General features: G+C 66.0%; 5 protein-coding genes. All 5 read left to right on the top strand.

Annotation, left to right across the window (positions count from 1 at the left end):
• Positions 1–558: [NiFe]-hydrogenase assembly chaperone HybE (gene hybE / locus B3D39_RS14960; RefSeq protein WP_286789844.1), on the top strand; the 558-nt coding region annotated here is incomplete at its 5' end.
• Positions 555–1,439, top strand: a complete 885-nt coding sequence (locus B3D39_RS14955; protein ID WP_274961496.1) for a hydrogenase expression/formation protein HupK — start codon at positions 555–557, stop codon at positions 1,437–1,439. The genes hybE and B3D39_RS14955, both read left to right, overlap by 4 nt.
• Positions 1,432–1,773 carry a hydrogenase maturation nickel metallochaperone HypA gene (hypA, locus tag B3D39_RS14950; RefSeq protein WP_078604676.1) on the top strand — a complete coding sequence of 114 codons (342 nt, stop codon included), beginning with the start codon at positions 1,432–1,434 and terminating at the stop codon, positions 1,771–1,773. The genes B3D39_RS14955 and hypA overlap by 8 nt, the downstream gene beginning before the upstream one ends.
• Positions 1,773–2,672, top strand: coding sequence for a hydrogenase nickel incorporation protein HypB (hypB, locus tag B3D39_RS14945; RefSeq protein WP_274961495.1), 900 nt, complete (start codon positions 1,773–1,775; stop codon positions 2,670–2,672). The genes hypA and hypB overlap by 1 nt, the downstream gene beginning before the upstream one ends.
• A partial coding sequence (locus B3D39_RS14940) for a sigma 54-interacting transcriptional regulator (RefSeq protein ID WP_286789843.1) occupies positions 2,669–3,560 on the top strand: 892 nt, incomplete at its 3' end. The genes hypB and B3D39_RS14940, both read left to right, overlap by 4 nt.

The following is a 3,560-nucleotide window of genomic DNA, read 5'->3' as shown; positions in this document are numbered from 1 at the left end:
GATTTCCGCGAGGTCTGGCATTCGAAGATGCGCGACGTGCCCTTGGTGAACAAGGCGCTCTCGGTCGAGCCGGTGGGCTTCGTCTCGCACGAGGGGCGCGGACTCGGCGTGCTTGTCAGCCCGTGGTTCATGAACCTGATCATGTTGCCGCGCGACGGCGAGGATTGGTCGGCGCTGGTCCCCGGCGCCAAGGAAAACATCGACTTCCCGTCTGGCACGTACGAGTTCATCCATAACGTCCGCGAGATGGGCGGCGGCTACAAGGCGTGCTCGCTTTTCTCGCCGATGGGCGATTTCCAGACGCAGATGCAGGCGACAGATGTCGCCCGCGCGATCATGACGGAGCTGTTCAAGGACGAGAACCGCGCCGAGACGGATCGCAAATCCGAAATCCGCGCCGGTCGCGAGGCCGAGATTGCCGCGGTCGAGGAGGCGGAGGTTGCGCAGGCGGCGGAAGACGCGCGCGTCGAGGAGATGGCGCAACCGACCCGGCGCAAGCTGATCTCGGGCGGTCTGGCCGAGGATGCGCCGCGCGACGCGGCGGATGACGCGGAATGAACCAGACGCTCGGCATAACCATTGCGCGCGACGGCGCTCGGCTGAAGGCGGTGCTTGCGCTGCCCGCGCCGAGCCCGGTCGAGGCGATGATGCTGGGCAAGACCCCCGAAGAGGTCGCGGAACTGATGCCCCGCCTGTTCAACCTGTGCGGCATGGCGCAGGGTCTCGCGGTGCGGCTGGCGACGGGTCTGGAGACCGCCGGATGCGACCCGCGGCGCGAGATTTTGCGCGACCATCTCTCCAAGCTATGCCTGCGCTGGCCCGCGCTGATCGAGCACGATCCGATGCCGCTGCCCGCGGATTGGTCGAAGGGCGGCGCGGCGTTGCAGCGCTGGATCTGGGGCGGTGCGCGGCCCGCGCGGCTGGCGGATTGGCTGAGTTCCGGTGCGGGGATCAGCCCGCTTCTCGCCGGGATCGCGGAGCGTTTCGCGCCGGGCGAAGCGGTGACCGATCTGCCCGATCTGTCGCAGCCTTTGTCGCTGGTGCCGCAGGAAAATTCCGCCGCTGGTCGGGTGCGCGACGCGGATCTGATGCGTCAGGCCGAAGCAAATCATGGGCGCGGACCGCTCTGGCGGGCGCTGGGGCGCGTGGTCGATCTGGATCGGATGTGCTTCGATGCGCCGCCCGCGCGCCGGATCGCGCCGGGCGTGGCCTCGGTCGCGGCGGCGCGGGGCGCTTATACCTTGCAGGTCAGATTGAATGGCGGTCGTGTGAGCGCGCTCACGCGGATCACGCCGACCGACCATCTGACCGTGCCGGGTGGGATGTTGCAGCGCAGCTTGGAGACCCTGCCCGCAGAGAAAGCGTCTTTGGCAAGCTTGGTTGTGGACATACTCGATCCCTGCGTGCCAGTTCTGATGCGGGAGGTCGCCGATGCATGAGATGTCGATCGCCGAAGGCATCCGCGGCGTGATCGAGGATGCGGCCAAGGCCAACAGCTTTTCGCGCGTGACCACGCTGCGGCTCGAAATCGGGCGCTTCGCAGGCGTCGAGAAACACGCGCTGGAATTCGCCTTCGACGTGGTGATGCGCGGCTCGCCCGCGGAAGGTGCGGAATTGCAGATTATCGACATCCCCGGCAAAGCGCTCTGCTATGATTGCGCGGAGAGCGTGGAAATCGAACATCGACTGGACCCTTGCCCGAACTGCGGCGGCGGCAAATTGCTCGCGCAGGGCGGCGAGGAGATGCGGATCAAGGATATGGAGGTGCTCTGATGTGCACGGTGTGCGGATGCAGCGGACATAGCGTGGAAGATCAGTTCCGCGCCCATCTGGAAAAGAGCGGTCAGGCCGTGCCGAAAGCGGCGCCTCTGGCGGTACTCGCGCAAGGAGCCCCGGCACCCGGGCAGGGCCATCATTCTCACGATCACGCCCCCCACCATCACCACCACGACCACGGCGATATCCATATCGGCCTTGGGGCGGCAGGCACCGAAGTGCCGGGCATGAGCCAGGAACGTCTGATCGAGATCGAGACCGATATCCTGTCGAAAAACAATGATTTCGCCGGGAAGAACCGGGCACGACTGGCGCAGAAGGGCATCTTCGCGACCAACCTCGTCTCCTCTCCCGGCTCGGGCAAGACCACGCTTCTGTGCCGCACGATCGAGATGCTGGGCGAAGCGCCGCTCGCCGTCATCGAGGGCGACCAGCAGACCACCAATGACGCGGACCGCATCCGCGCGACAGGCGCGAAGGCCATTCAGGTAAACACCGGCAAGGGCTGCCACCTCGACGGGCGCATGGTGGAAACTGCGCTGGACCGGCTCGCGCTGCCCGAAGGGTCGCTGCTGTTCATCGAGAATGTCGGTAACCTCGTCTGCCCCGCCGCCTTTGATCTGGGCGAGGATGCGAAGGTCGCGATCCTGTCGGTCACCGAGGGCGAGGACAAACCGCTGAAATATCCGGACATGTTCGCAGCCGCCGGTCTCGCGATCCTCAACAAGACCGATCTGGCCCCCTATTGCGATGTCGATCTCGATCTCTACGAGGCCAACATCAAGCGCGTGAACCCGGAGATCGAGGTGCTGCGCGTCTCGGCCCGCACGGGCGAGGGGATGCAGGCGTGGCTCGATTGGCTCAAGCGCGGGCTCGACCGGAAGGCCGCGTCATGACCGGCTCGACCCCGGCCATCCTCCTCGTCGATGACGAGCCCCATTCGCTTCAGGCGATGAAAATGGCGCTTGAGGACGAGTTCGAGATCCTCACCGCGCCGGGGGCTGAAGAGGCGATGGCGGTACTCGAAGAGGAATGGGTGCAGGTGATCTTCTGCGATCAGCGGATGCCCGGCCGCTCGGGGGTCGAGTTCCTCACCGAGGTGCGCGAGCGCTGGCCGGAAACGGTGCGCATCGTCATCACCGGCTATACCGACAGCGCGTCGATGGTGGCCGCGATCAACGATGCGGGCATTCACCAGTTTATCGCCAAACCCTGGCATCCCGAGCAGCTTCTGGCGGTGGCCCGCAATGCCGCGCGGATGTTCCAGCTATCGCGCGAGAACGAGCGGCTGACGCTGGAGATGCGGTTCCTCAACTCGACCACCGAGACGCGGGTCGAGAAGCGGCGGCGGTCCTTGCGCGAGGGTATGGGATTCGAGACGATCCTGCGCGCGCCCAATTCCGCGATGAACGCGGCGGTCACTCTCGCGCGGCAATATGCCAGCTTCGACGTGCCGGTGCTGATGACGGGCGAGCCGGGCACGGGCAAGACGCAGATGGCCCGCGCGATGCATTACGGCTCGCTGCGCTCGGAGAAGCCGTTCTATGAATTGAACATTTCCGGCATGCCGGAAGATCTCGCGATGGTCGAGCTGTTCGGCGCCAAGCGCGGTGTGCTGCCCGGTGGCGTGGCCAAGATCGGGCTGGCGCAGAAAGCCGATCGCGGCACGCTCTATCTGGCGGGGATCGAGGGCGCGAGCCCGGCATTGCAACTCGCGCTGCACCGGATGCTGCGCGACGGGGTCGTGACGCCGGTCGGCGGGCAGGAGGCGGTCTCGACCAACC

Origin of the sequence: Thioclava sp. UBA3469, from assembly GCF_002378135.1 — a bacterium.
GTDB classification, from domain to species: Bacteria; Pseudomonadota; Alphaproteobacteria; order Rhodobacterales; family Rhodobacteraceae; genus Thioclava; species Thioclava sediminum.
Note: the sequence above shows the minus strand (reverse complement) of the source record. Positions and strands in the feature narration are given on the sequence as shown.

Bases quoted from the DNA above. Each gene is read 5' to 3' on its own strand.
- B3D39_RS14955 (WP_274961496.1), top strand. From the start codon at position 555: ATGAACCAGACGCTCGGCATAACCATTGCGCGCGACGGCGCTCGGCTG.
- hypB (WP_274961495.1), top strand. From the start codon at position 1,773: ATGTGCACGGTGTGCGGATGCAGCGGACATAGCGTGGAAGATCAGTTC.
- hypA (WP_078604676.1), top strand. From the start codon at position 1,432: ATGCATGAGATGTCGATCGCCGAAGGCATCCGCGGCGTGATCGAGGAT.